Genomic DNA, 24,734 nt, shown 5'->3' on the forward strand with positions numbered 1-24,734 from the left:
GGCAGCGAAGTGGTTCTCTTAGCGCAGGGTCCGGTAGCACGCTCCGGCCAGCTCAGTGCAACGGTTGAACTGGGCGGCTCCTCGGAATTCCCGCTACGCCCACCGGAACTATGGCTGCCTTACGTGCGCTAGCAGAACGCCATCATCGGTCCGTTGAAGCGGAAGCCCGTGCAACACGAAATATTTCAAGTCTCTTGGGATTGATTGCCATAACCCCTGGGCTCACCCGACCGCATGATGTATCGATCCTGCGAGAACCACCTCTTTCCCCACAAAGAATGCAATTCGCTACTGCTGGTCCGCATAAAACGCCCCGGCCAGTTTGGCCAGGTACTCAGGATCGTTGGCGCCACACATCTCGCGCACCGAGTGCATAGATAACAGCCCGATGCCGGCGTCGATAGTCTCGATCCCCAGGCGGGTGGCCGAGATCGGACCGATCGTGGAGCCCGAGGGCTGAGTGTTTTTCGAAACGAAGACCTGGTGGGGAATACCGGCCTGTGCTGACCAACGGTTGAACTGAGCGGCACCGCGTCCATCCGACAGGTAACGCTGGGTCGCGTTGACCTTCAGGATTGGTCCCTTATTCGGTAGCGGGTGGTGTTGTGGGTCGTGGCGGTCGGCATAATTCGGGTGGACCAGGTGCCCGCCGTCGGCCGAAAGCAGTTTCGAGTGCGCGATGATCGAACGGTGCAGGTGGGCCGGGATGTTCTGGCTGGCCATGATCAGGGTCAGCATTTCTTCAAGCATCGGACCGCCGGCGCCGGTCCGGGTTTCGGAGCCGACTTCTTCGTGGTCAAAAGCTGCCAGCACGGTGATGTGCTCGGACTCGGCGTCTAGGAGCGCGCGCAGGCCAGCGTGGACCGAGACGAGGTTGTCCAGGCGCGGGGCGGCGAAGAATTCCTCGTCGACGCCGATCGTGGCCGGTTCCTGGGTGTCGGTGAGCACCAGATCAAAGCCTTGAATCGCTGCAGGATCAACCTCAGCATGCTTGGCGATCGCGGCGACAATATCGACGTCGTCACCGGCTCCGACAATCGGCACCAGGTGCTGCTGGCGGTCGAGTTTCAGGCCGTCATTGACGCTGCGGTCTAAGTGAATGGCCAGCTGCGGGATCCGTGCCATCGCGGGAGTGCGGACCAGGTGTGCGCCGTCGTCGGTGATGAGGCGTCCGGCAAAGCCCAGGTCACGGTCCAGCCAGGAGTTGACCAGCACGCCGCCATAGATTTCGACGCCGACCCGGTTGTACCCGTCCGAGGTGTTATTCGGCAGGGGTTTGACGCGGAAGGTCGGGGAATCGGTGTGGGCACCAACGATGCGAAACGTCGGGTGCTCTGGCAGATTGTCTGGAATGCGCCAGGCAATGACCGCGCCGTCGCGAACCAACACGTAGCCACCGGGGGCGCTGGGCAGCTCTCCTGGGATGTCGTCGAGAACAGTGAAACCGGCCTCCGCTGCGCGGGCGACTACCTGGGCGGTGACATGGTAGGGCGATGGGGAGGCGTGGATGAATGCGGCAAGGTCATCAAGATACTGCGTCATGGCCTTCAGTCTAGGCCGGGACTCACAAGATCGGGACGTTTGCTGCGTTTGCGCAACACGAACTTATCGGGGGCGCCGTCGAATTCGGCGCCCCCGGGGTCGTCGTCGGGCAGCAGTTCAGAGTTAGCGAGACGCAACGTGGTGCGCACCGGATCGTGATTGGGTTCGTACATGTCCATCACGACGCGCAGCATCAGATAGATCAGCACGACGACGTGGCCGGCCACGGCCAGCAGGTAGAGCTTTTCATCGAGTTGGTGTTGGACGTCGTACTCGGAGGTTGGCCCGGCCAGGTAGGCCCAGATCGCCCAGAAGTGCAGCAGTTCAATAACCGAGAAAATCAAAAAATCCCGCCAATTAGGCAGCGCCAGCACCAACAGCGGGATGATCCACAGCACGAATTGCGGCGAGTAGACTTTATTGACCAGGATGAATGCCGCGATGATCAGGAACATCAGTTGGGCCAGGCGCGGCCGGTGTTTGGTGGTCAGCCCGACGACCGCGATGATCACGCACAGCGCGAGAAATGACCAGAACGCCAGGCTGGAGAGCAGGTCGCCGGGGATTGTGGCGTCGGTTGCGGTGGCGTAGGCGTGCCAGATCGAGGACCAACCGGGCGGGCGGTCGGAGGAAAACTTGTAGAACACGGCCCATGCGTCGGGGTTGAGCAGCATCATCGGCAAGTTGACTAGCAACCAGGCGACGGCGGCGGAGCCGGCGGTGACCAGCAGCGGATAGTAGCGTGCCGTGCGGATGGTCAGCACGATGATCGCGCCAAATAGCAACAGCGGGAAGAGTTTCACGGCGGTACCCAGGCCGATCAGCACGCCGGTCCACGCATAGCGGTGCTTGGCGAACGCCCACATCGCGGCCACCATGAACACCACGGCCCACATGTCCCAATTAATAAACCCGGCAAAAATAATGCCGGGGGCTACGGCGACCATCGTGGCATCCCAGTAGCGGATGCCGGCGAGCTTGGCGACCAATAACACGGTGACGATCCACAGGGCGACCACCGCCAGGAAGTTCAGGTCATAGAACACCAGATTCGCTCCGACGTCCACGCCCAGGGTCTCGGACACTCGGGTCAGCCCGTGGGCCACCCAGGCCAATAGCGAGGCGATCACGGCGATCAGGATGGGGTATTCAAATGCGCTATCGGCCCGGAATGGCGCCCAGGGATCTTCAGCAAAGCCGCGTGAGGTCCATAGCCCGGTCCAGTCGGAGTAGCATCCGCCGAGATACACTTCGGGCGCACCCCACCCGCGGACTCGGCACGGGGATTTTAATACGGCCGCCACCAGAGCCGCGGCGACCGTCAACATGATCAACAGGTGGCCGGGTGCAAAAAACGTGCGGATGCGTCCCGGCAGCGTAAATTTTCCGCGCGGTGCCAGGCGAGTGTCCGCAGTGGACGGTGTTTCCGGTCTCGGGTCAACCGCCGTGAGGTCCTCATCTGTACTCGCCATGAGCAGAAGTCTACCGATATTGACGGTTGTGACGCATCACGAACGCAGTCGGGTACTTTTGCTGTCGTACAATACGAAAAGTCCTTTGCATTTCTTTAAACTTTTCATGACCAAGGAGTTACGTGCTGTCCAACCAAAAAGTTCGCGTGGCAATCGCCGGTCTGGGCAACTGCGCAACCTCACTGATCGAAGGCGTTGAATACTACAAAGACGCTTCGACCACCGATACCGTACCCGGCCTGATGCACGTCCAGTTCGGCGACTACCACGTCTCCGATCTGGAATTTGTGACCGCCTTCGACGTCGATGCCACAAAAGTTGGCCTCGACATTGCCGAAGCGATGCGCGCGTCCGAAAATAACACCATCAAGCTCACTGACGTCCCAGAAACTGGCGTCAAGGTACTGCGCGGTCCAACCCTAGATGGGTTGGGCAAGTACTACCGCGAAACCATTGAAGAATCCGACGCTGAACCCGTCGATGTTGTCCAACAGCTCAAAGACGACAACGTCGATGTACTCGTGTGCTACCTGCCGGTCGGCTCCGAACAGGCCGCCAAATTCTATGCGCAGGCCGCAATCGACGCCGGCGTGGCCTTCGTCAACGCGCTGCCGGTCTTTATCGCCTCGGATGAATGCTGGGCGCAGAAATTTACCGACGCCGGTGTGCCCATCATCGGGGACGACATCAAATCCCAGATCGGTGCCACCATTACCCACCGTGCGCTGGCTGCCCTGTTCGAATCGCGCGGTGTGACCGTGGATCGGACCTACCAGCTCAATGTCGGCGGCAACATGGACTTTAAGAACATGTTGGAACGCGACCGTCTGGAATCCAAGAAGATCTCCAAGACCCAGGCCGTCACCTCGAACCTGAAAGCGGAGCTGTCCGACGACGACGTCCACATTGGCCCATCCGACTATGTGTCCTGGCTCGATGACCGTAAGTGGGCTTTCGTGCGTCTCGAGGGTCGAAACTTCGGCGATGCTCCCGTCTCCCTGGAATATAAGCTTGAGGTTTGGGATGCCCCGAACTCGGCCGGGGTGATCATCGATGCGATCCGTGCGGCAAAGATTGCGCTGGATCGTAAGGTTGGTGGCCCCATCCTGTCGGCATCCAGCTACTTCATGAAGTCGCCCCCGATCCAGCACCACGATGAACAGGCCCACGAACTCGTGGAAGCTTTCATCCGCGGAGACATCGAACGCTAGAGTCTTCGCACCGTGGTCTGTGAGGACTCGGACCGGACGCTAGGCTGACACCACGCTATATCGCATCGCCGTTTCGGCGGTGGGCGCGAAAAATCACATCGTCTAAGCGTCTAGACCGGTGACCGGTGTGCACAGTGCGCGTGTTCTCATAGCTGGTGTCGATGCCCCATTGCGGTGTCGGGAAGAGCCTGGTGATGTCGGCAAGCGTTGCCGTCGCGCCTTCCGGATGTGAACCGCCGTGCTCGTGATTGTGGCTGTGGCTGCTTCCGTGACGGTGCCCCACAATGAAGATCGTGCCACCTGGGGCCACCCAGGACGCAATGCGCTGATAAAACGTCAGCTGGCCGGTCTCGGGATGGGCGTAGTTGGTCACCACGAGATCCCAGGTGCGTCCCGGTTCCCAGCGCGCCAGATCCGTTTCAATCCACTCAACCTGATCCCCGAAACCCGCAGCTGCAGTGTGCTCGGCGGGTGTGGCCAGCGCCTGTGCAGAAATGTCAGCACCGGTCACGTGCCAACCTTGCTCAGCCAACCAGCGGGCTTCGGTCCCGGTTCCACAACCGGCGTCGAGCGCGGTTCCCACCCTAAGAGTCGATGTCTCTGCGGCAAGGTAGGGATTCACAGGCATACTGCGAGCCTCCCGAGCCGTCTCTGGGGCCCAGTGGTCTTCCCAATAGTGCTTATCAAATTGGTGTGTCATGCGCTTTTCTCCGAACTATGTGCCATGCTGGCCGGATCGATAGGACCGAAGATCATTTCTGTGTTGATCATCATCGCCACGCGGCCACCGTTGGCTGCGGCTTCGCTGACTTGCATCCCGGAGTTGACCACATTGCCTGCGGCCCACACTCCGGGCACCGAAGTGTGGCCCGTGGCATCGGCAACTACGGAGATCCCGGCGGCATTTTCGGTCGTGTCAACACCTAGCTCGTCCAGCCCGTCCAAGCGGGCCGTAGCCCATGTTGAAACAGCCAGTGCATCCAGCTCTACCATGGTGCCGTCGTCCAGCATGACCCCTGTCAATCGATCATCGGTGATCGCCAGACGAGACACTTCACCCGGCACGATGGTGATGCCCGCGTCAGTCAATTTCGCGAGTTCTGCAGCCGAGAACTCAATGCCGTTGGAAAGAAACAACACTTGCGGGCTCCATTGACGGAATAAGAGTGTTTTCATCACGGCCATGGGACCGGTAGCCAGCATCCCGATGCGCTGATCGCGGATCTCCCACCCGTGGCAATACGGGCAGTGCACCACGCCGCGACCCCATTGCTGGTCTAGCCCCGGAATTTCTGGCAGCTCATCGACCACGCCAGTGGCCAGCAGCAGCTGTCCGGCCTGTATCGTTGACCCGTCATCGAGCCGAACGGCAAAGCGCCCGTCGCCAGTCTTCGACGCACCCGTGACATTGGCGTTCACGATGTGTGCACCATATGAGCTCGCCTCCCGGCGAGCGCGCTGCAGTAGTTCTAATGGGTTGATGCCTTCTAAGCCGATGAGTCCGTGTGCCGCGGCCGCCGGAGCGTTGCGTGGCGTCCCCGCATCAACGACCACGACATCTCGACGGGCACGCGCTAGGGTGAGCGCGGCACTCAGCCCGGCGGCGCCACCACCAATAATCGCGACTTCATAAAACTGGTCAACCTGTTCGGTAGCCTTCATGTCACTCTCCTGAAGTTATTTCGATACCAGAATGACCGACTTCTCTCGAGTTGGCAAATGATCTTGCCGAATGGCAAAATAGCGTTATGAATGAAACTGCCGCCGAAACTCTTGATGCGATCGGACCTCGCCTCAAGCACCTGCGACTTCGCCGTGATGTCACTTTGACGACGCTTGCCGCCGAGACGGGGATTTCCACCAGCACGCTGTCACGGCTGGAGGCCGGTCTGCGCCGGCCATCATTGGAACAACTCTTACCGCTAGCGCGTTACTACGGGGTCACCATTGATTATTTGGTCGATGCACCACGCACAGCCAACCCCCGCATTGACTTACGTCCGCTAGCTTCTCCTGACGGCTCGGTCGTCATTCCGCTCACGCGACGACCAGGTGGCATTCAGGCCTATAGATTTGTCCTGCCCGCCAGCAGCGACGAGGACGCCATCGAACTGCGTTCACACCAGGGATATGACTGGGCTTATGTTCTCGATGGGACCCTACGCCTCATCCTGGGTGACCAGGATCTGCTACTCCAACCCGGTGAGGCCGTGGAGTTTGATACTCGCACCCCGCACTGGTTCGGCGCCACTAGGACAGGGCCTGTCGAGTACCTCAGCCTCTTTGGACGGCACGGCCAGCGCGCCCACCTTCGCACACAAGCCGAGCAACTCTGAGCTCTCACGTCAGCAACCGCGAGACCTCAACTTCGAGTCCCCCAGCAGTTACCCGGCTGCCGCTGCACCCTATTCTTGAACGCGGCATCTCGATAAACTGACGGCATGACTTATGCGCATGTTGGCTCCTTTCAAACCCAACCCGGTAAACGCGATGCCGTGGTAGAAATTTTAACGCGATTGAATCCTGATCTCGTGGGTGCGGGCTGCCTGCTCTATGAGGTGGGCACCAGGGACGGTGAACCCGACACCGTCTATGCGATGGAACTGTAGGAGTCCGCCGAAGCGCACCAGGAGTCGCTGCAATTACCCAGCGTGAAAGCCGCCATTGATGAGGTCGTGCACCTGCTCACCGGCCAATTCGACAGCCACGATTTCACTATTGCCGGGTCCCCACTGCGCAATATGCCGCGCTAGAGCCACCCAACACTTCACTTCCTGACAAAGCCAAAGGATCGCCGCCGAATAGCTTCGGTGGCGATCCTTTGTGTTTCGTATGGCTACGAGCTAACAGCAGCGAGCGCCGGGGTTAGCGTCCTGGTCTGCGTATTTTGCTCGCCAGAAATCCTTTTCACTCAGGATCTTCTCGTGCGGGTGGTGACGGCGCTGGTGGGCGACGTAGACATCATAGGAGCGGTCACCCATCACATTGGTGACCCACCAGCGCACAGCTTTGACCCCGCGGAGGAAGTGCGACCAGAGCGTTGCGATACTCGCACTCATGACTGCCCAGCCTCAGTTGGTTTGAGCACCTCCGGGACGTCTTCCCACTGCTTCTCCAGCGCCTTCTCCGACGGGGTGGTGATGAATCCGGCTGGTGCAAAGCGACGCGATGGCACGGGTGCATCTTCCATATCGGGGCCGCCGCCGTTGCGGAAGGCCTTGATCGTGACGATCACCGACATGACCAATACGATCAGCGCCAAGACCACGAAGATGATCGACAGCGTGCCCTGGATCAAGGTGTTGCGAACTACGGCCTCCATGGCTTCGGCCCCCTCGGCAGTTCCGAAGCTGGTTTCGCCAGCGGCCAGCGCATCTTTGAAGGCGAAATGGTTGGCCCAGTAACCCACCGCGGGAATCGGCGAGAAGATCTTATACAGCGAGGCGGTCACGGTGACCACTGCAACAAATGCTAACGGCAGGATGACGATCCACAACCAACCAAAGATGCCGCGCTTGGCGACGATCGCCAGGACCACGGCCAAAGCTATTGCAGCCAGCAGCTGGTTGGCAATACCGAATAGTGGGAACAGCGTGTTAATCCCGCCCAGCGGATCAGTGACCCCCATGATCAGGATCGCACCCCAACCGGCGACCATGATCGCCGTCGTCATCCACACTCCGGGTAGCCAGGTGACTTCACGGAATTTCGGGACGACGTTGCCGATCGCATCTTGGAGCATGAAGCGGGCCACGCGGGTTCCGGCATCGACTGCGGTGAGGATGAACAGTGCTTCGAACATGATCGCAAAGTGGTACCAGAAGCCCATCATTGCGGTGCCGCCGAAGGCTGACATGATCTGGGCGATTCCTAACGCCAGGGTTGGCGCGCCACCGGTACGGGAAATGATGGACTCCTCGCCGACGTTTTGGGCCGCCGTCGTCAACATCTCCGGCGTCAGTTCAACACCGACCAATCCGAGCGAGGAGACGAAGGCCACGGCCCCTTCGACGGTGCCACCGGTTGCGGCGGCCGAGGAGTTCATCGCGAAGTAGATTCCGCGGTCGATCGAGATCGCAGCGACCAGCGCCATGATGGCCACGAAGGATTCCATGATCATGCCGCCGTAGCCGATGAAGCGGGTTTGGCGTTCTTTTTCAACCATTTTCGGGGTGGTCCCCGAGGCGATCAGCGCGTGGAATCCAGACAGCGCGCCGCAGGCGATCGTGACAAACAGGAATGGGAACAACGGTCCAGAGAAGACCGGGCCTTCTTGGCCGCCAGCAAATTCACTGAACGCAGGGAAGGAGATCTCGGGACGAACCAGCACGATGGCGCCGGCCAACATGACGATGACGCCGATCTTCATGAAGGTCGACAGGTAGTCACGGGGGGCCAGCAGCAGCCAGACCGGGAGCACGGCTGCGACAAAACCGTAAATGATAATGCCCCAGGCGATCGTGGTGCGTTCCAGCGTGAACAGTTGAGCGCCCAAGTCGGTGCCAGCAACCCAGCCACCGGCGATGATTGCGGCCATGAGCAGCACAAAGCCGATAATCGAGATTTCGGTGATACGGCCCGGGCGCAGGTAGCGCAGGTAGAGGCCCATGAAGATTGCGATCGGGATGGTCATGGCAACCGAGAAGACACCCCAGGGGCTTTCGCCTAACGCATTGACGACGACGAGCGCGAGGATGGCCACGATAATGATCATGATCAACAGTGCTGCGATGATGGCTGCGGTGCCACCGATCTTGCCCAGCTCGTCGCGGGCCATCTGACCGATCGTGCGGCCGCCGCGGCGCATCGAGAAGAACAAGACCAGGTAGTCCTGGACGGCCCCGGCCAGCACCACACCGACAATGATCCAGATGGTGCCCGGGAGGTAGCCCATTTGTGCGGCTAAGACCGGACCAACAAGCGGCCCGGCTCCGGCAATAGCTGCGAAGTGGTGGCCGAATAAGACGCGTCGGTCCGTTGGGACGTAGTCTTTGCCGTCCGAGCGGATTTCAGCAGGGGTGGCGCGACGGTCATCCGGTTTGGTGATGTAGCGCTCAATGACTTTCGAATAGAACCGATATCCGATCAGATACGTTGCCAATGCGGCAAAGACGAACCAGATCGCATTGACTGTTTCGCCGCGCACGATGGCCAACATGACCCACGCCATGCCACCAAGCAGTGCAATCGCAACCCACATTGCGATTTTCAGCGGGCTCATCTTGTGATCTTTTGCGTGCTCTTCCTCCGTGAGTGCCACCGGAGGCAATTGAGACTGATCTACGTTCTCAGTAGAAACCCTCTTCGACATGGAATTTCTCCTTTTAGCTTGTGATGCCGAACATAATTCTAACCGAGCACTAAACGATTCGTATGCCGTGCATCATCGCCAAGGGTGTCACGTCCCTCACCTCAGAACAGATATTATTTTAAATAAAACGCTTTACCAACGTTTGACAATTTCACCTATACCGTATTGGCTTAGGGGTGACCTAAACCACAAGCGAGGAGAATTTGTCATGAGCGTTTCATCGACAAGTGCAGCAACTACTCCAACCGTTGCACACCTGACTCCGGCACAAAAGCGCAAAGAGTCGCGCCGGGTGATCCTGTCCAGCTACCTGGGCTCGTCCATCGAGTTCTACGACTTTTTGCTCTATGCCTCCGCATCAGCATTAGTCTTCCCAACCGTCTTCTTTGCCAACCTCGATCCGCTGGCCGGCACTATCGCCTCTTACGGAACATTTGCCGCCGGCTATCTTGCTCGCCCCCTGGGCGGGGCAATCTTCGGGCACTTCGGTGACAAACTGGGCCGCAAGAAAATGCTCGTGCTGTCGATGTTCATCATGGGCATTGCCTCGACGTTGATCGGACTGGTGCCCGGCTCGGCAACCATCGGCTCCTGGGGTGCCATCATCTTGATCGGCCTGCGCATGTGTCAGGGTATTGCCGTCGGTGGCGAATGGGGCGGCGCAGCCCTGATGGCACTCGAGCACTCCGAGAAAGGCCGCCGCGGCTTCGCTGCCTCTTTCACGAACGCCGGTGCCCCAACCGGTGCCGCCCTGGGAACCTTCATCCTCGGTACTACCGCAGCGGTCCTACCGCAGGAAGATTTTATATCCTGGGGCTGGCGTATCCCCTTCTTGTTGTCGTTTATCCTGCTCATCATCGGCATGATCGTGCGCTCCCGTATTTCTGAATCACCCATTTTCCTCGCTGCTCTGGAGAAGGAAAAACACAACAAAACACAGGAAAAGAAAAAGCTACCGATCGTGGAGGTCTTGCGTCGTCCTCGCGCACTGATTCTCACCATGCTGGCAGGTGCCTCCGGTTTCGCTCTACAGGTTCTGCTATCGACCTTCTCGGTTGGTTATGCAACCGAATACGGCGCGGAGCGCTCCTCCGTGTTGTACGCATTTGCCTTGGCTTCAGTCTTCTCAGTCTTCTTCGTGGTGTTCTTCGCTCACATTTCCGACCGCCTCGGCCGTCGTCCGGTCATGCTCACCGGACTGGTCATCTTTACCGCCTACCTGCCGGGCTTCTTCAAGATGATGGAATCCAATAACTGGTGGCTCATCTTCACTGCGTTCACCATTGCCCTAGCACTGCACGCCGTCATCTTCGGTCCGCTGGCGGCATTCATCTCGGAACAATTCGGCACCGGTTCCCGCTACACTGGCGCCTCCCTGGGCTACCAGTTCGCAACACTACTGGGCGCTGGCTTCACGCCGACCATTCTGGCAACACTATATGCCTCCACTGGTGGCACCTCGGTTACCCCGGTCATGATGTACCTGATGGGTTTAGCCGTCGTCTCGGGCATTGCGATCATCCTGACCCGTGAGTCCAAAGACTTCGACCTGGAAACCCAAGAAAACTAACCGCTCAGCAACTCCTCCTGACAGGTTCACAAAGACCGCCTATCAGATCGATAGGCGGTCTATGTTGTGGTTCTTGCAAGCGCCGTTAGGTATCCGGGTACATTTCTTTGATCATGTCGAAGGAATCTTTGATGAGAAATCGCAAAATGTCTTCATCAACGTTGTCCAGTTTCGTCAGATACAGGCACGCTTTGCTGGACTTATGCGGTCCAAGTGCCGCCAGCTTTTCGGGGTGTGCTTCGGTGAAATTATTCATCAGATACACCACCAGGTTGGCTTTGCGTGGGCTAAACCCGGCCGCTGGAGCATCGCCTTCGCGCCCTGATTCGTACACGTAGTGATAAGTCCCAAACCCGACAATACTGGGACCCCACATGACTGGTTCTTCACCGGTAACCTCCCGCATCATCTCGACCATGCGCTCAGCATCCGCGCGGCGCGTAGGACTTTCAACTTGGGCTATAAATTCATGCGGATCCACATCCGTGGGTTGCATCTTATTCGTTGTCTTCGCCACGATTCTCCTTACTGGGCATTCGCTGCCTTTAGGTTACCGCCGGCACCCCGGCTGTGGAAGACCGCTGACAGTCCGATGCTGATGCATCTACAGTAGGTGGTATCCCGGTGATGAAGGGGCGGCAATGAATACGCGTGGTGCGTGGTTTATGCGGGACATCCCCGTCATACTGTGGCTTGCGGCTGCAATACTCATCGCGTTACTCAGCCCCGTCTTCGGCTCCTCGCGATGGCTGGTCGTGCACCTGATTGCTCTAGGCGGTTTCACGCATTCGATCATGGTGTGGAGCGTGTACTTTGCCAACGCCTTGCTCAAAACCAAGGACGTCGACCCCCGCAGCATCCAGAACATTCGCTTGACCCTGTTGCAGGTCGGGATCCTCGCCGTCGTTATCGGCGTGCCGAGCCTGCAAGGGTGGCTGACCATTCTAGGGGCCGTGATCATCTCCGGGGTGATTATCTGGCATGCGGCAACCCTTCTGCACAGGCTTCGGATCGCCCTGCCTGGAAGATTTCGCATCAGCATCCGGTATTACCTCGTGGCCGCGGCATTCGTGCCCATCGGCGCGCTCTTCGGCGTCCTGCTGGCTCGCGGGCTGCCCGGAGACTGGCATGGCAAACTGTTGGTCGCCCACACCATGGTCAACCTGCTGGGATGGGTAGGCTTATCGATTTTTGGCACATTGATCACCCTGTGGCCCACCATGCTCCGGACCAAAATGGCCGACGACGCCGAGCGCACCTCGATCCGTGCCCTTCCGGTGCTGGCTGTTGGCTTGATGACAATCATGATCAGTCCGCTGGTGGATCTCACTTGGCTGGGAGTCGTAGGCGTCGGGGTCTATCTGACAGGCACGTTGATCACGTATCGCCCGATGCTGCAGGCGGCACGCGGCAGAGCCCCGCATTCCTTCCCGACGTTTTCGGCATCCGCGGCCCTGCTGTGGTTACCGGTCGCACTCGTCACGCTTGCCGTCAAGATGCTCTTCGACGGCTGGCAGGTGTTGCCCGTCAGCTACGGCGTGCTGACTGTCATGTTCCTGGTCGGCTTCGCTTTGCAGATGCTCTTGGGCGCGCTGAGCTATCTGGTACCGGTCGTCATCGGTGGGGGACCGCGGCCCCTGAGGGCCGGTATGCGCGAACTTAACCGGCTGGGCACCTGGAGGGTGTTCACCGTCAACATTGCCCTGATCGTGTGTTTGCTCCCCGTGCCGCCACTAGTGCGCACGTTTGTCGCGATCATCGCCATCTTGGCGCTCGCCCTGACTCTGGTGTGCATTCTGCTCGGCATTCTTGCCATGCTCCGTACCAAACGCCAGCTCGCGGCTGAGATGGCAATCCAAGGCATCCCGCCCGGTGGCGTTCCGCCGCGCAAACCCGCCGATCCAGCCGTGATCCATCCAAAGCTGTCCAAGCGCCAGGTGGTCGGCGCCGTCGTCACCGTGGCACTCGGCGCGGCACTGGGATTCAGCTTCGATCCGAGCGCACCGGGACTTGAGGCGTCCCAGTCAGTAACTGTCGCCCACAGCACACAGGGTGCCAACGCTCTGGTGCACTAGCCGCCTGTTGTACTATGGCGCCGTGACCGAATATCAGATTGACACCGAGAACATCCTGGCGCGCCACCGACAATTGTCGGGCTTGAAATCTTTGGCGTCGTCGGCACAGAAATTGCAGGACCGCAGTTTCGAACTCTACGGTCCTACCAATATGACAGACTTCGCCAAATGGGTGGGCCTGCCGAGGAATCTGACGTTAAAGCCGCAATTTGGTCAGCTGATTGAAGCCCATCAGCTATTGATCACTCGGTGTGGCGTCTATGGCTGGTTGCAGGTGCTGTTGACCGGTGCGGTGTATCAATATCAGCGCGATTACAACATGGGCGGTCGCACTGCCGATACGACCTATTTGTCCCGTCAGTATGTTGACGACGTGTGCCGACTTGGTACTCATATCGTCCTGAACTACGGCGCCCCAACGGTTGCCAACCGCAAACTGCTGGCGCACTTTATGTCCGGCAACTACGCCCGCCTCGTGGACCGCATCCTGCCGGCGGTGGGTGCGGAGCTCGGGCAGGAGCTGCGCCCCGAAACGCTGGAAGAAGGTGCCAGCCCGATCTTCCGGTTGCCACAACAAGTCCTGCAAATGGCGGTGGTACATGAACTCGATATGCGCCCCATGGATGCCGATGAACCGGTTCAGGACGACGGATTCGCCTACCGTCCCACCGAGCTAGTGCAGCATGACGTCTCCACCCTGCAGGGTGCCGCCCAACAGATGATTTACGAACTGACGATGATGACCCGCGCTCTGCAAGAAGGAGCTGCCCCTGCACCATGGGATGATCCTGCCGTGGTTCGGGCACGGCTGGAAGCGACCATGGGTGTTGCCTGGGCGTCGCAGTGCCTGGATCCGCATCCGGAAGTGGACTCGGAAGAGCACCGGCACATGTACATCGAAGATTTAGTCGGCCGAGTCGAAAAAATTCAAGAACGCGGGATCATCGGCACGATTTCTGCCGATATTTTCCAAACCCGGCAGATTGTCGAAGAGGCCAGGAGCGAGGATCCTGCAACGGTCATGCTGTACGAACGGGCTATGCGCCAGTCCGTGGATAATGCGGCCTGGGTGATTTTCAACTGGGTTCCCGATTTACCAACCGCTGGCTTCCTGGCGCAGTTACTGCTGGATTATCAGTTCGATGCATTCTTCAGCGAGACCGAAACGATGTGATGTGCTTTAGGCAGTGGAACCTTTTGGCCGCTCGAGTCGGTTCGCAATCCAGACTGTGATGAGCGCCTGACGCGTGATGCGGTTCGCCCTGCGTACGAGCTGGTATCTCTAGATAGTTCACATCGCGCCATAGCAACTGAGCTTCGACGAAATCGATTCCATACTTCAGCTCGTTCTTTCTACTCTTGAGAGTATTGAACTCGATGAACATTCATGACGCTCAAACCCCTCGTTTTCCTTGCCACAGTTGAGCCAGGTCACAGGGAGAGCTATAGTGCTTTACAGAATCTTGAGATCCGGTGCACAGCCCTAGCTACCCGGACAGCAACCCTCTCACCGTAGTGGGGTGCTCTAGGTGATGATTCGGTCCAGCGAAAAATCCTGGGCAAGTATGGTGCCTCTCACTGAAGCTCCCCTGCAAGGGCGAGCAGTCGTGTGCGGAAGTGCCATGAACTTTCCGAAATGAGTAAGAACTTATGACGACATCTGCACTTGCAGCCCCACCGACCTTCGAACAGCTCCACAAGGCTACCGAAGATACTTCTCCAACCGATCAGCAACTCCGCGAACACTTCGCACCCGTTTTCGAAGCGATCGCGGCCGGCGCCAAACAACGCGAACAAGATCATGAATTGGCGTTCGATGCGTTTGAAAAGCTTCGGACCTCGGGTTTCACAAGAGTCCGCTTGGCTCGGGAACACGGCGGGATTGGTGCCAGTCTGCCGCAATTGGCCGAGCTGTTAGTGGACCTTGGGCAAGCGGATTCGAACTTACCGCAGGCGCTGCACGGGCACTTTATGTTTACCGAACAGCACCAAAACCAGTCCCAGGGACCGGTGTCGTCGTGGTGGCTGGCTGAAGTCGCTAATGGCAAGATCTTTGGCAATGCGCTCGTGGAACTGCCACCCTCAGCCGGGAAGCGCCCAGTGCATTGGGTCGATACCGAAACGCCATCCGTCGACGGCGTGATTGCTCACTTGACTGGTGACAAGTTTTATTCAACCGGGGCGATCTTCGCCGACTACCTGCTGATTTCAGCGTCACGAGCAGGCAGGGAAGATGAAGGACCGTTGTTTGCGATCATCGACGCAGAGCATGCTGGCGTCAAACGGATCGATGATTGGAATGGTTTTGGGCAGCGGCTGACCGCATCGGGCACAACACTCCTCGATGAGGTCCCGGTATTGCAAGACCGGGTGCAAGAGTTCGATGTGCCCACCGGAGTGCTTTCGTACACCATTTTATGGATCGCACTCATTGCGACCCAAACCGGTATCGGTCAAGCAGCGCTCAAAGATATCAGCGAATATGTTGCTGCCCGACGACGGACCTACAACCATGCGACAGCAGAGGCCCCCGCCGAAGATCCACTGGTTCACGAAGTCATTGGCAAAGTCTCTGCCAACGTGTCTGCAGCTCGGCACATCGTACGCGGCGCGGCAGCGGTTGCCGAGCAGTCCTACTTGGAAGTCCAGGGACATACCGATCTGGAAGACCCAGTGTTTTTAGCTGCTCACACAAAAGCGAATATCGCGCTATCCGAAGCCAGCGTGGTGGTCTCCGAGCTCATTCTGAATGCAACAAATCAGATCTTTGAAGCCGGGGGTGCCTCGGCAACACTTGCCCCCAAACAGCTTCATCAGCACTGGCTCAATGCGCGGACTATTGCCAGCCATACGCCGCTTATTTATCGCACACAGGCAGTTGGAAACTACCGGATCAACGGGGTGATCCCACCGCATCACTCCACTGCACGTAACTCGGAGCCGCAGCAGGAATCTCAAGACGTGTCGACGTCCAATAGTTAGTGCCCACAGAGTGTAGGGCGTGCTATTACACAGATAGCACGCCCTACACTGCGGGAATGGTACCGAATGGCAGTGGCCGCGGCGAAGTTGAAGGGTTAGAACAACCCGACGATTTCGCCTCGTTCGTTGACGTCCATCTTGTCGGAGGCCGGTTCGGCGGGAAGTCCCGGCATCGTCATCATGGCACCGGTCAGGGCGACGACGAAGCCGGCACCCGCGCGGACGTTGAGCTCGCGGACGGTAACGCGGAACCCGCTGGGGGCGCCCAGGGCTTTGGGGTCGTCACTAAAGGAGTACTGGGTTTTGGCCATACACACGGGGATTTTGTCTTCGCCGGCGTCTTCCAGCTGTTTCAGCTGCCGTTCGGCCGTCGCGGAGAAGTCGACACCGTCGCCGCCATAAACATTTTTGACGATGTAGTCGATGCGTTCGCGAATACCGGTGTCGGCACAGAACATCGGCTGCACGGTGTCCTCGGAGTCGTTGAGAACGTCCACCAGATGTTCGGCCAAGGCTTTGGCCCCTTCGCCCCCGTTGGCCCAGACGCTGACGACTTCGGCATGCACACCCTGTTTGGCACAGAAGTCTTTGACCCATTGGAGTTCTTCGTCAGTGTCCTGCGGGAACTGGTTGATCGCCACGACGACGGGCGCACCCCAGGATTTCACGTTGTCCAGGTGACGGCCCAGGTTCTCAGCACCCCGTTCTATCGCGTCGAGATGCCCGGAACGGTCCTCGCCAGGTTTGTTGACCTCAGCGACTGACAAGCCACCGTTGTATTTCAAGGCGCGCACGGTCGCGACCACGGTCACCGCAGCGGCAGCAAAACCACCTGCTGGGCCGGTAATGTTGACGAATTTCTCGCCACCCAGGTCCGCACCGAAACCGGCCTCGGTGACCACCGTGTCAGCCAGATCCAAGGCGGTATTGGTAGCGATCACGGAGTTCGCACCGTGGGCGATGTTGGCAAACGGGCCACCATGAATCAGCGCCGGCGTCCCGCCAATCGATTGGACGAGGTTAGGACGCATCGCGTCGCGCAGCAGAATCGCCATCCCGCCTTGGGCGCCATTGGGCCCCAGTTCTGCGGCCGTCACCGGCTTGCGGTCATAGGTTTCGGCCACGACAATGCGCGACAGGCGTTCTTTGAGGTCATCGATATCCCGGGACAGGCAGAACACCGCCATGGTTTCCGAGGCCACGGTAATTTCAAAGCCGTCTTCGCGCGGACTGCCCGACGCACGACCACCCAGACCAATGACAACGTTACGCAGGTTGCGGTCATTCATATCTAACACGCGTTTGATGCGCACCGTGCGCGGATCAATGCCCAGTTCGTTGCCGTGGTTGATGTGGTTATCCACCAGGTTGCACAATAAGTTGTGGGCCGAAGTAATTGCGTGGAAGTCCCCGGTGAAGTGTAAGTTGATGTTTTCCATGGGCACCACCTGGGCGTACCCGCCGCCGGTGGCACCACCTTTCATGCCAAACACCGGCCCCAGCGAGGGCTCGCGCAGCGCGACCATCGTCTTGGAACCCACCAGATTCAGCGCATCAGCAAGGCCAACGGAGACAGTGGACTTTCCTTCCCCGGCCGGGGTCGGGGAAATCCCGGTGACCAGGATGAGTTTTCCGCGCTTCCCGGAGGTTTTGATCTTCTGGGTGTCGACTTTGGCCATGTAGTGGCCGTAGGGGATCAGGGCGTCGTCATCGATATTGACGGTCGCGGCAATGTCAGCAATAGGTTTTAGCTCAGCGGCCAGTGATATTTCAGCATCATTCATAACCGCAAGGTTAGCCACATCACAACAGTTACGGAAGATTCAGTCGCGTGTCGAGCGAATTTTCTCCTCAGTGCTCGCTTTCGTAGCAGTTAACCGCCATATGATCCATCCGACGAGGACTAATGTCAGCACGATCGTCAGACCGATCGTGGCCACCGGCGAGCGCTCGTAGGCTCCCATGATCGCCCCAAAGGATACGGAGCCGATGGTCGCATAAACTGTGGCCCACAGCGCCCCGCCGATCAGCAATGCTGGCAGATAGTGATACCAGCGCATCCGAATGGCTCCAGCGGCCAGATTGATCGCCGTTTGAAATCCGATGGTAAGAAATGACACAGCGACGGCAGGCGCACCCCAGCGATCGATGGCGGTTTCGGCACGCTGATAGGCGCTGGAAGCCAGGATCTTCTGGATCGCCCCGATCCGGGTGACGCCGTTACGCACCGCACGCCCAATCAGGTAGGTGCCGCCGGCCCGGCAGAAGATGATGACGTACAGTCCGAGCCATACCCAAATCCAGGGGCCATCCCAGGACATTGGGTTATACCAGACACCACTGCCCATGCGATCTCCCTCAGTAGAATTGGATAAATGCTTCTTCCCAACTTCTAGTATGCGGCAGTTTCCTAACTGGCGTCATAGCTTGGGCTTGCAGCTAATCATGCTGGATGCGGCTGAATGCATTGACAGCAGGCAATCCAAAGCGTCGGCGTGAGCTGAGGGTTATTCTTGTGCCTCAGGTTGCTGCGCCCACCAGTCCAATAATGCCTGCTTCGATGCCGCAAAATCCGACGGGCCGTCATCCAGACGGCGCTCCAGCAAGAATTTATAGGCACGCCCGACCAGGGGACCGGGTTTGATCCCGAGGATCTCCATAATCTGTTGGCCATCGAGATCCGGGCGAATCGCAGCCAGCTCTTCTTCTTCAGCTAGCTGTTCGATGCGGGTTTCCAGATCATCGTACGCAGCGGCTAGACGACGTGCTTTGCGCTTATTCTGGGTCGTCACATCCGAACGGGTCAGCGCGTGCAGGTGTGGCAGCAGGTCGCCGGCGTCGGTCACATAACGACGCACCGCAGAATCAGACCATTCGCCGTCCCCATAGCCATAGAACCGCATGTGCAGTTCGACCAGCCGGGCCACGGCCTTGATGGTGTCCTTATCGAAGCGCAGTTCACGCATCCGTTTGGCCACCATTTTGGCGCCAACGACGTCGTGATGCCGGAACGAAACTTTGCCACCGGCCTCAAAGCGGCGAGTTTTGGGTTTACCAATATCGTGCATCAGAGCGGCAAATCGCAACACGAAGTTCGGGGAATCCACGTAGTCGGCTTCGCGTTCGATCGCGTTTTCCATGACTTGCATCGAGTGGTCATACACATCTTTATGCCGGTGAGCGTCGTCTTGGGCATCCCGCAGGGCAGGTAGCTCTGGGAGCACAATGTCGGCAAGCCCGGAGGCGACGAGGAGTTCCAGGCCGCGGCGTGGTTTGGGGGAGATCATCAGTTTGACCAACTCTTCACGCACGCGCTCTGAAGAAATAATCACCATGCGCGAGGCCATGTCCTTCATCGCCTCAGCAACCTCGGGAGATACCGTGACCCCGAGCTGTGCGGCGAACCGGGCTGCACGCATCATACGCAGCGGATCATCCGAAAATGACTGTTCGGGGGTGCCGGGAGTTTCCAAAACCCCTGCCACGAGCGCTTTGACTCCGCCAAACGGGTCAACGAGCTCAAAGTCCGGCAGGCGCAACGCCATCGCATTGACCGTGAAATCCCGCCGGCGGAGATCCTCAACTAACTCGGTGCCGAAAATAACTTCGGGTTTACGGGAATCCGGATCGTACTTCTCGTCCCGGTAGGTCGTAATTTCCACGATCCAGTCGCCATAGCGGGCACCGATCGTGCCAAACGCCGCTCCGATGTCCCACTGGGCGTGCGCCCAACCGGTCAGGATCTGTTGAATCGCCGCGGGTTTGGCATCCGTGGTGAAATCCAGGTCGGTGACGTCCGAGCCCAAGAACATGTCGCGCACCGGCCCACCCACCAGGGCGAGTTCGTATCCGGCGTCGGCGAAGCGCTGCCCGAGGTCAATGACGAATCTGGGCATTGCGACGTCGGCGGGGAAACCGGCCGGTAAGGGCACGGTCGCGTAGGTGGTTTCAGAGTGCTGTGACATGGAGTTTCAACGGCTTCGTTCGGGTTTGCTGGTCATAAAGTTTTGCTGTTGGACCACGGTGTGTTGCATGTGGGGCATGCCTCACGTGGTGCGACGGGCTAGAGTGGATTATATGTCCCAACGCCCCCGCGGTGCCGCTGATCGCACCCCTCCCAATGTCTGGGGCACATCTGCGTCTGCACGGCACCGGGTCCGTCGCGACCCCCAGTCGGGCCAGCTGCTGAGCGATCCGCTCGACGTTGGTGGGCAAGTACCAACCGTACGAGAGATTTCGGCCGGCGGCATGGTCGTGCGTGAACACCGTGGCATCCACCAGGTAGCCATTATTGCACGGTATAACCGTGGAGGACGACTCGAATGGGTGCTCCCCAAGGGCCATCCCGAGGGCGAAGAGGACCACCACGAGGCCGCCATGCGTGAGGTTGCCGAAGAAACCGGGATCTCAGGCGACATCCTGACCCATTTAGGACATATTGAATATACGTTCACCGTCCCGGGGCGACGCATCCACAAAACTGTGCACCACTTCTTATTGCGGGCCACCGGAGGCGAGCTGACTATTGAAAACGACCCGGATCAAGAGGCCGTCGACGTCGCCTGGGTCGATGTTGATCGCCTGACCGGGCGGCTGACCTTCGTCAATGAGCGACGCATCGTGGAGTTGGCCCGCGAGCTGATGGCCGAGTTCTTTGATATCTCGCCCCCGCCGGCGACCATCCGACCGCGCCGTGTGGTGCCGATGACCCGCAGATTACCCTCCGGGCTGATTCCGGTGCAATTTCGCACCGACGACGAGTCGGTGAGAAAGCCGCCGACGCCCTATGAGCTGGCCCAGAAACTGGCCCGCGCCCCACAACTGGTGCAACAGGCACAACAGCTCGAACCCCAACCGGAAGCTCAGTGTGAAACCCACGACTCGGATCATGGCACTGAGCGTTTGGCGTTAGAATCGAACGAGTCCGCAGCACCCAGTGAGTCCCAAGACTCTGCTGATAATCTGCCCCAAGACTCCGCATCGGATCCAGTATCCGAGCCCGATGAGCGCCCGAAGATCCCGAAACCTTCGGCCGCACTGTTCAAGAAACGCCAAACACCAAACACATGACCGAAACCCAGCAGACCACACAGCCCCACGACGACCCAAAAGACGCCTCCCGCAGCCGCTCCGCCGGTGCCAAAGCCTCGGCCATTATGGCCGCCGGAACCATCGTCTCGCGCGTGCTGGGCTTCGTCCGCACCTCGCTGTTGGCCGTGGCCATCGGCTCGACCGCGCTGGTCGCCGACGTGTTCGAAACCGCCAACACGATCCCCAATGTGATCTATATGCTGCTGGCCGGTGGCGTGTTCAACGTCGTACTGGTCCCGCAGATCATCAAACAGGCCAAAAAACCCGACCGTGGCGCCGACTACACTTCGCGGCTGATCACCCTGGCCGCGATCATCATCGGGGCGTTCACCATCGCCCTGACCCTGTTGGCCGCGCCCGTCATCCAAGGCCTGACCATGGGTTGGTCGGATGCGAAACTCGCCCTGGGCACCGCGTTTGCCTTCTGGACGCTGCCGCAAATCTTCTTCTACGGCATGTACGCCGTCATCGGTCAGGTGCTCAATGCTCACGGTCGCTTCGGTGCCTACATGTGGGCCCCGGTGGCAAATAACGTCGTGGCCATCGGGTTCATCCTGTTCTACATTTTCATGTTCGGGCCCTACGTGGTCATGCCTGACAGCCAACAATTTTCTGACTGGACGACGACGCACACGCTCATTTTGGCAGGCGGTCACACTCTGGGCATTATCATTCAGGCCGTCGTGTTGTTGTGGCCGCTCAAACGCTTAGGGCTCGGGCTGCGTCCCAAATTCGGGTGGAAGGGCATGGGCCTACGCCACACGGGTCGCCTGGCCGGATTCACGATCGTGACCATGACGGTTGGCAACATCTCGAACCTGATGATCAACCGCCTGGTCACCGGCGCAACCGAGGCTAGAACGGCGCTCGATGACCCGTTTGAACAAGCCGCGATCCCCGGTCTGCAGGCACTGAACATTGGCCAGCTCATCACCGTGCTACCGCACTCGGTGTTCGTGTTGTCCATCGCCACGGTATTGTTCAATCACCTGTCGCGCGCGGTGCACGACAACGACATGGCCACCGTCAAACGCACCACCGGTTCCGGGCTGCGCACGTTTGCGGTGCCGATGATGATCTCGGTCGCCGGGATCATCGTGCTCGCCCCAACCGTTGCCCGACTCTTTGCCTCCACGGCCGAAACCGCCATCGTTTCGGCCCACGCGATCGCCCAAATCCTGCTCCTGTTGGCCCTGGGCATGCCGCTGCGCTCGGCACACTTCTACTTGCTGCGCGTGTTCTACGCGGCCGAAAACGCGCTCATCCCGATGATCGTACAAGTCGGCGCCGCCGCGGTGTCACTGTCGTTGGCCTACGGCATCGCCCCGCTGGTCCCCATGGACTCGCTGGCCCATCTGATCGCCCTGATCTTCACGCTCGTCCACGTCTTCCAACTGGTCCTGACTCACATCCTGGTCAAACGCCACTTCGGCGATTACGGCACCACAGCCGTCGTCGCGACCTATATCCGCACCGGCTGGGCCGCAATCGTCGCCGGCATCTTCGGCGCCGCGCTGCTCTACCCGATGGGTGGCTACACCGGCGGCTGGGCCATGAGCTCGATCCCCTCCGCAGCACTGGCTTGCGCCATCGTCGGGACCGTCATGATCGTCGTCTATCTGGTGGCCTGCCGCATCTTCGAAGTCACCGAGCTCAACGAGTTCACCGCCCCCATCACGAACCGGCTGCGCCGTATCACTAAATAGGTCGCACCGGCTAGTGTGACGCCGCGCTGTCAGATGGTCACAGCACCTGTGAGATCACCTAAACTAGAGAACAATCTTGAACATCCGCCGACAATCTTAGGGAGGTCTTGGTGGCCACTATCGACGAAGGCACCGTGCTCGGAGGTCGCTACGAGATCACCGGGCGCGTCATGGCATCCGCCCAGCAAGACCAGGTCCTCACCGGGTTAGATCAAGTTTTAAACCGTGAAGTCCTCATCCTGGTTGCCTCTCGCGAAAACGCCTCCCAAGCAGCGCAATCGGCCCGTCAACTGGCGACTGGTGAACGCACCAGTTCGATCCAGATCCTGGACCTCGGCCTGTCCGATAACCGCACCTACCTGGTCGCTCCGGGCAATGCGGATGTCGAAGATTTCCTGGCCCTGTTGACTTCCGGTGACGTCTACGTCGAACCGTTTTTCACCGAGCACCTGGGCACCGAGTTGTTTGGTGAATCACGCCAGGCCACCCCGCAAACCTATGACGACGACGCCGAGTACTACCGCGAACTCCAAGAAGAGCTCGCAGAAGATGACGACGACGCCAAGCGCCCCGAGTTCATCAACAAACTCTCCGACCGGATCGATTCCTGGCTCCACGAAGAGACCGACGAAGTGCCCGTTACCCCCGGTCAGACTCCTGGCAAAGGCTCCACCGGGGCCACAGCAGCCGGTGCAGCGGCAGCAGCTGGAACCGCTGCGGGTGCAGCCGCCGCTGGCAACCGCAATTCCAACGCGCGGACCGACACCCAACAAGACGACCGGCGCACCGCCCCTGAAGAAGACCAGCGCACCGAGGTCTTCGCAGCACCGGCCGATGAGCAGCGTACTGAAGTCTTCCAAGCTCCAGCCGATGAGCAGCGTACTGAAGTCTTCAAACCGGCCACCGAGGAACAAGACCACGCTCTCACGCCGGTTCCGCCTCCGGTGGTTGCACCCGAGCCAACCAAAAAGAAGCCGCGCCAACAGGCCACCCCGATCATTCCGCCGGCCGCCCCAGAAGAGCCTGCCGCCGATGACGGCTACGCCATTGAGTACACCGATGAGAAACCACGCTCAGCCGTAGGCCGCTGGATCGCCGGCGTCGCCCTGGTCGCCATCCTGATCGCCGCCGTGGTGATCGGCTTCCGCGTGCTTGGCAGCCCCGAAGACGAACCACCGGTGGCCACCGAACCAACCGCTGAGGCACCCGCTGAGAACGAAGAGGAAGCCCCAGCTGACGAAGAGGCCGAGGAAGATTCCACCGGCCCGGCTCCCGTTCCCGCCTCGGTAGAGCGCATCGTGCCGGATGCACCCGGATTGACCAATGAGTACGACGCCGACCTACCGGCCATCGTCGACGGCAACCAGGCCACCGCTTGGCAGACTCTGACGTTCACCACCCCGCAGTTCGGTGGCTTTGCCTCCAACCTCGCCCTGGTGGTCGAGCTGGAAGAAAAAGCGCCCATTTCGGAAATCACTATCGCCCAGAACCAAGGTTCAGGGGGTGCCTTCACCGTCTCGGTGGCCAACGAGCCGGACCCGAACGGGGGAGTGCTTATCACCGATGGTTCCTTCACCGGGCCGGAATACACAGTCGATGCGCATGACTCTGATGGCGAACCCATCGAAGCGCGCTACGTGATCATTAACTTCACCGAGCTCCCCACGCTGTCAAACACGAATTCGCCTGACCGTCCCTTCGGCCTGCGAATCGCCGAGATTGACGTCAACTAACCTGACAGCGAAGCGTAGCCACACTCAGGGAATATTCTGCG

Annotated in this window: 20 protein-coding genes, 1 pseudogene and 1 riboswitch; of the genes and pseudogenes, 11 read left to right on the forward strand and 10 right to left on the reverse strand. The window is 59.3% G+C overall.

Features of this window, described 5'->3' with window-relative positions:
* Positions 1 to 110: 110 nt before the first annotated feature.
* Positions 111 to 377: a hypothetical protein gene (locus FB556_RS13850; RefSeq protein WP_379985056.1), complete on the forward strand. Its 267-nt coding sequence runs from the start codon at positions 111 to 113 to the stop codon at positions 375 to 377.
* On the opposite strand, the gene FB556_RS03125 is transcribed toward FB556_RS13850, so the two are convergent.
* Positions 289 to 1,542: a M18 family aminopeptidase gene (locus FB556_RS03125; protein WP_141864646.1), complete on the reverse strand. Its 1,254-nt coding sequence runs from the start codon at positions 1,540 to 1,542 to the stop codon at positions 289 to 291. The genes FB556_RS13850 and FB556_RS03125 overlap by 89 nt on opposite strands.
* A gap of 5 nt (positions 1,543 to 1,547) precedes the next feature.
* Positions 1,548 to 3,014 carry a glycosyltransferase family 87 protein gene (locus FB556_RS03130; protein WP_141864648.1) on the reverse strand — a complete coding sequence of 489 codons (1,467 nt, stop codon included), beginning with the start codon at positions 3,012 to 3,014 and terminating at the stop codon, positions 1,548 to 1,550.
* 125 nt (positions 3,015 to 3,139) lie between these two features.
* Here FB556_RS03130 and FB556_RS03135 point away from each other — a divergent pair, with 125 nt between their 5' ends.
* A complete protein-coding gene (locus tag FB556_RS03135) occupies positions 3,140 to 4,225 on the forward strand; it encodes an inositol-3-phosphate synthase (protein ID WP_141865314.1) in 1,086 nt (361 codons plus the stop codon).
* Positions 4,226 to 4,280: 55 nt separating this feature from the next.
* Here FB556_RS03135 and FB556_RS03140 read toward each other — a convergent pair whose 3' ends face one another.
* Both FB556_RS03140 and FB556_RS03145 read right to left on the reverse strand, forming a co-directional pair.
* Positions 4,281 to 4,925, reverse strand: a complete 645-nt coding sequence (locus FB556_RS03140) for a class I SAM-dependent methyltransferase (protein WP_141864649.1) — start codon at positions 4,923 to 4,925, stop codon at positions 4,281 to 4,283.
* Positions 4,922 to 5,887, reverse strand: coding sequence for an NAD(P)/FAD-dependent oxidoreductase (locus FB556_RS03145; protein WP_141864651.1), 966 nt, complete (start codon positions 5,885 to 5,887; stop codon positions 4,922 to 4,924). Before FB556_RS03145 ends, FB556_RS03140 begins: the two co-directional genes overlap by 4 nt.
* Positions 5,888 to 5,973: 86 nt before the next feature.
* On the opposite strand from FB556_RS03145, the gene FB556_RS03150 reads away from it, so the two are divergent.
* Both FB556_RS03150 and FB556_RS13790 read left to right on the forward strand, forming a co-directional pair.
* The gene (locus FB556_RS03150; protein ID WP_141864653.1) at positions 5,974 to 6,561 is read left to right on the forward strand and encodes a helix-turn-helix domain-containing protein; all 588 of its coding nucleotides are present in this window, start codon (positions 5,974 to 5,976) and stop codon (positions 6,559 to 6,561) included.
* A gap of 105 nt (positions 6,562 to 6,666) precedes the next feature.
* A complete protein-coding gene (locus FB556_RS13790; RefSeq protein WP_342774650.1) occupies positions 6,667 to 6,834 on the forward strand; it encodes a putative quinol monooxygenase in 168 nt (55 codons plus the stop codon).
* Between the two features lie 234 nt (positions 6,835 to 7,068).
* Here the strand turns inward: FB556_RS13790 and FB556_RS03160 are convergent, their stop codons facing one another.
* Entirely contained in the window at positions 7,069 to 7,284 is a 216-nt protein-coding gene (locus tag FB556_RS03160; protein ID WP_141864655.1) for a YbdD/YjiX family protein, read from the reverse strand.
* Positions 7,281 to 9,536 carry a carbon starvation CstA family protein gene (locus tag FB556_RS03165; protein WP_141864658.1) on the reverse strand — a complete coding sequence of 752 codons (2,256 nt, stop codon included), beginning with the start codon at positions 9,534 to 9,536 and terminating at the stop codon, positions 7,281 to 7,283. The genes FB556_RS03160 and FB556_RS03165 overlap by 4 nt, the downstream gene beginning before the upstream one ends.
* A 208-nt stretch (positions 9,537 to 9,744) precedes the next feature.
* Here FB556_RS03165 and FB556_RS03170 point away from each other — a divergent pair, with 208 nt between their 5' ends.
* Positions 9,745 to 11,106 carry an MFS transporter gene (locus tag FB556_RS03170; RefSeq protein ID WP_141864660.1) on the forward strand — a complete coding sequence of 454 codons (1,362 nt, stop codon included), beginning with the start codon at positions 9,745 to 9,747 and terminating at the stop codon, positions 11,104 to 11,106.
* Positions 11,107 to 11,191: 85 nt separating this feature from the next.
* Here the strand turns inward: FB556_RS03170 and FB556_RS03175 are convergent, their stop codons facing one another.
* Positions 11,192 to 11,623: a DUF1801 domain-containing protein gene (locus FB556_RS03175; RefSeq protein WP_246057177.1), complete on the reverse strand. Its 432-nt coding sequence runs from the start codon at positions 11,621 to 11,623 to the stop codon at positions 11,192 to 11,194.
* Between the two features lie 124 nt (positions 11,624 to 11,747).
* Here FB556_RS03175 and FB556_RS03180 point away from each other — a divergent pair, with 124 nt between their 5' ends.
* The 3 genes from FB556_RS03180 to FB556_RS03190 all read left to right on the forward strand — a co-directional run bounded on the left by FB556_RS03180 (position 11,748) and on the right by FB556_RS03190 (position 16,163).
* Positions 11,748 to 13,181, forward strand: coding sequence for a cbb3-type cytochrome c oxidase subunit I (locus FB556_RS03180; protein ID WP_141864662.1), 1,434 nt, complete (start codon positions 11,748 to 11,750; stop codon positions 13,179 to 13,181).
* A gap of 22 nt (positions 13,182 to 13,203) precedes the next feature.
* Positions 13,204 to 14,355, forward strand: a complete 1,152-nt coding sequence (locus tag FB556_RS03185) for a hypothetical protein (RefSeq protein ID WP_141864664.1) — start codon at positions 13,204 to 13,206, stop codon at positions 14,353 to 14,355.
* 285 nt (positions 14,356 to 14,640) lie between these two features.
* Positions 14,641 to 14,753, forward strand: a riboswitch (SAM riboswitch).
* Between the two features lie 78 nt (positions 14,754 to 14,831).
* The gene (locus tag FB556_RS03190; RefSeq protein ID WP_141864666.1) at positions 14,832 to 16,163 is read left to right on the forward strand and encodes an acyl-CoA dehydrogenase family protein; all 1,332 of its coding nucleotides are present in this window, start codon (positions 14,832 to 14,834) and stop codon (positions 16,161 to 16,163) included.
* 95 nt (positions 16,164 to 16,258) lie between these two features.
* Here the strand turns inward: FB556_RS03190 and FB556_RS03195 are convergent, their stop codons facing one another.
* The 3 genes from FB556_RS03195 to FB556_RS03205 all read right to left on the reverse strand — a co-directional run bounded on the left by FB556_RS03195 (position 16,259) and on the right by FB556_RS03205 (position 20,128).
* Positions 16,259 to 17,965 carry a formate--tetrahydrofolate ligase gene (locus tag FB556_RS03195; protein WP_211343961.1) on the reverse strand — a complete coding sequence of 569 codons (1,707 nt, stop codon included), beginning with the start codon at positions 17,963 to 17,965 and terminating at the stop codon, positions 16,259 to 16,261.
* Between the two features lie 21 nt (positions 17,966 to 17,986).
* Positions 17,987 to 18,511: a DedA family protein gene (locus FB556_RS03200; RefSeq protein WP_211343962.1), complete on the reverse strand. Its 525-nt coding sequence runs from the start codon at positions 18,509 to 18,511 to the stop codon at positions 17,987 to 17,989.
* Between the two features lie 159 nt (positions 18,512 to 18,670).
* Positions 18,671 to 20,128: a CCA tRNA nucleotidyltransferase gene (locus FB556_RS03205; protein WP_379985062.1), complete on the reverse strand. Its 1,458-nt coding sequence runs from the start codon at positions 20,126 to 20,128 to the stop codon at positions 18,671 to 18,673.
* Between the two features lie 112 nt (positions 20,129 to 20,240).
* Here FB556_RS03205 and FB556_RS13620 point away from each other — a divergent pair.
* The 3 genes and pseudogenes from FB556_RS13620 to FB556_RS03220 all read left to right on the forward strand — a co-directional run.
* Positions 20,241 to 20,807, forward strand: a pseudogene (locus tag FB556_RS13620) (NUDIX hydrolase); the annotation flags it as partial.
* Between the two features lie 422 nt (positions 20,808 to 21,229).
* Positions 21,230 to 22,960: a murein biosynthesis integral membrane protein MurJ gene (gene murJ / locus FB556_RS03215; RefSeq protein ID WP_246057178.1), complete on the forward strand. Its 1,731-nt coding sequence runs from the start codon at positions 21,230 to 21,232 to the stop codon at positions 22,958 to 22,960.
* Positions 22,961 to 23,070: 110 nt separating this feature from the next.
* Positions 23,071 to 24,693, forward strand: coding sequence for a hypothetical protein (locus tag FB556_RS03220; protein WP_141864672.1), 1,623 nt, complete (start codon positions 23,071 to 23,073; stop codon positions 24,691 to 24,693).
* The last annotated feature ends 41 nt before the right edge of the window (positions 24,694 to 24,734 follow it).

Source organism: Enteractinococcus coprophilus (assembly GCF_006716305.1).
GTDB lineage: Bacteria > Actinomycetota > Actinomycetes > Actinomycetales > Micrococcaceae > Yaniella > Yaniella coprophila.